1 protein-coding gene and 1 tRNA gene are annotated in these 2,308 nt (G+C 38.8%); one reads left to right on the top strand and one right to left on the bottom strand.

Going from position 1 to position 2,308, the window contains the following annotated elements:
* Positions 1 to 254: 254 nt before the first annotated feature.
* Positions 255 to 330 (bottom strand) — tRNA-Val (locus GO685_RS04840).
* 131 nt (positions 331 to 461) lie between these two features.
* Between GO685_RS04840 and gyrA the strand changes: the two genes are divergently transcribed.
* The coding region (gene gyrA / locus GO685_RS04835; RefSeq protein WP_175937810.1) for a DNA topoisomerase (ATP-hydrolyzing) subunit A at positions 462 to 2,308 on the top strand (1,847 nt) is incomplete at its 3' end.

Here is a 2,308-nt window from a genome sequence, read left to right as displayed (position 1 = left end):
CGATTTGACAAGACTGCTGAGGTTTTCATGGGTTTTTTAAACTTCGTTGGTTCTCTCATATGGCTTCTCTAAAATTTTGTTCACAGAGACTGGTTGTTGCTTTTTCCAAAACTGCACCTACCTTTTTTAGAAAAATGGTAGAGGGTTATAGAAAGAAAGTAGAAGATTTTGAATAAGTAATTAGATGTAAAAAACGATGTGTATAGCTAGAAAACAGGCTGTTATAGCGAATTTGTGATATATCAGAATCGATATGGTGGGCAATGACAGACTTGAACTGCCGACCTCCTCGGTGTAAACGAGATGCTCTACCAGCTGAGCTAATTGCCCCTTTAGTGTAACTCTATAGCTCAATATTATTATTGTAAACAAAAAGTAGAACCACATGCTGTCTAATTTCTGATTGACCATTTGCTTAACTAAATGTTAATATTACAATTACTTCGGTTAAAGTATAGAAAATGCAAGACAACATAGTACCAGTTTCAATAGTGAAAGAGCTGGAAGATTCTTATCTCTCTTACGCAATGAGCGTGATCATAAGCCGGGCTATACCTGATGTGCGCGATGGGTTTAAACCTGTTCATAGGCGCATATTATATGCAATGTCAAGGGCAGGGTACGATGCTGGTAAGCCATATAAAAAGGCAGCTCGTATAGTTGGGGACGTAATGGGGAAATATCATCCACACGGTGATATGGCTATTTATGACTCCTTGGTCAGGATGGCTCAAAATTTCTCTCTTCTTTTACCACTCATTGATGGGCAAGGTAACTTTGGTTCGATAGATGGAGATCCACCAGCTTCGATGCGATATACAGAAGCAAGGCTCCACAAAGTGTCGCATTTTTTATTGAATGATATCGATGAAGATACAGTTGGCTTTAGACCAAACTACGATGGAAATGAAACAGAGCCTGTTGTACTACCTGCAGAGTTTCCGAATCTATTGGTAAATGGTGCAAGTGGTGTTGCAGTTGGTATGGCAACCAACATTCCTTCTCATAACCTTGGTGAGGTAATTGATGCCTGCATGTTATATATAGACAATCCTGAAGTAACTTTAGATGAATTGCTTGAAGTGGTGCCAGGGCCGGATTTTCCAACTGGTGGAACAATTCTTGGTAGGTCTGGAATAAGATCAGCATTTGCCACAGGTCGAGGTTCAATTGTTGTACAAGGTAAAACGCATATAGAAGATCTGCCGCAAGATAGGCAAGCAATAGTTATTGATGAAATACCTTACCAGGTAAATAAAGTAAAGTTAATTGAGAAAATAGGTGAACTCGTAAAAGAGAAGAAAATTGATGGCATAACTGAAATCCTGGATGAGTCGGATAAGTCCGGCATTAGGGTAGTGATTGATCTTAGGAAAAATACCGCAGCAGATTTTATACTGAATCAGATACTGGGCCTTACTCCTCTAAGAAGTAGCTTCAGTGTTAACACTTTGGTTCTGAGTAACAACAGACCTGCTTTGATGTCACTGAAAGGGATCATAGCTGCTTTCGTTGACTTTAGAAAAGAAGTACTAATCAGGAGAACGGAATTTCGTCTAAGAAAAACGAGGGAAAAAGCTCATATATATATAGGGCTCTATATTGCAGTTTTGAGCATAGATGAAGTGATAAAAATCATCCGTGGTGCAAAAGATCCTGAAGAAGCAAGCAAAGAGCTTTTAAATAAGGAGTGGAAGACTTCAGCGGAAATAAACACGATTATTAGCTTGATTTCAGACAGTGAGAGCTTTTTAAAAGATGGAGTGTACAGATTAACTGAGCTGCAGACGAAGGCTATTCTTGACATGAAATTGCAACGCTTAACAGGTCTTGAAAAAGGCAAATTAGAAGCCGAGCTAAATTCAATGATCAACCTGATAAAAGAATATATCGCTTTTCTTGGCTCAGAAGAGAAATTGATGAAAGAAATAAAAAATAATTTACAAGAAATAAAGAACAGATTTGCCGTGCCGCGAAAAACTTCAATAGAAGAGTCAGATGTAGACATTGAAGCTGAGGATCTCATTCCACAAGAGGATATGGTGGTGACCGTAACTATGAACGGTTACATTAAGCGCGTGAAGCTTTCTCACTATAGAACTCAGCGTCGTGGTGGAAAAGGAAAGCTAGGACAGGGATTAAAGGAAGAAGATGTAACCACGAAATTGTTTGTTGGAAATACCCACACTAGTCTTTTATTCTTTTCCAATATTGGCAGAGTTTATAGGTTAAAGGTTTATAAATTACCTCTTGCAGAGCCAACAGCACGTGGAAGAGCGCTTGTTAATGTATTTCCTCTCACTGAAGG

Origin of the sequence: Wolbachia endosymbiont of Madathamugadia hiepei (assembly GCF_013366855.1) — a bacterium.
In the GTDB taxonomy this organism is placed as follows: Bacteria; Pseudomonadota; Alphaproteobacteria; order Rickettsiales; family Anaplasmataceae; genus Wolbachia.
This window is presented reverse-complemented; position numbering and strand designations above follow the sequence as displayed.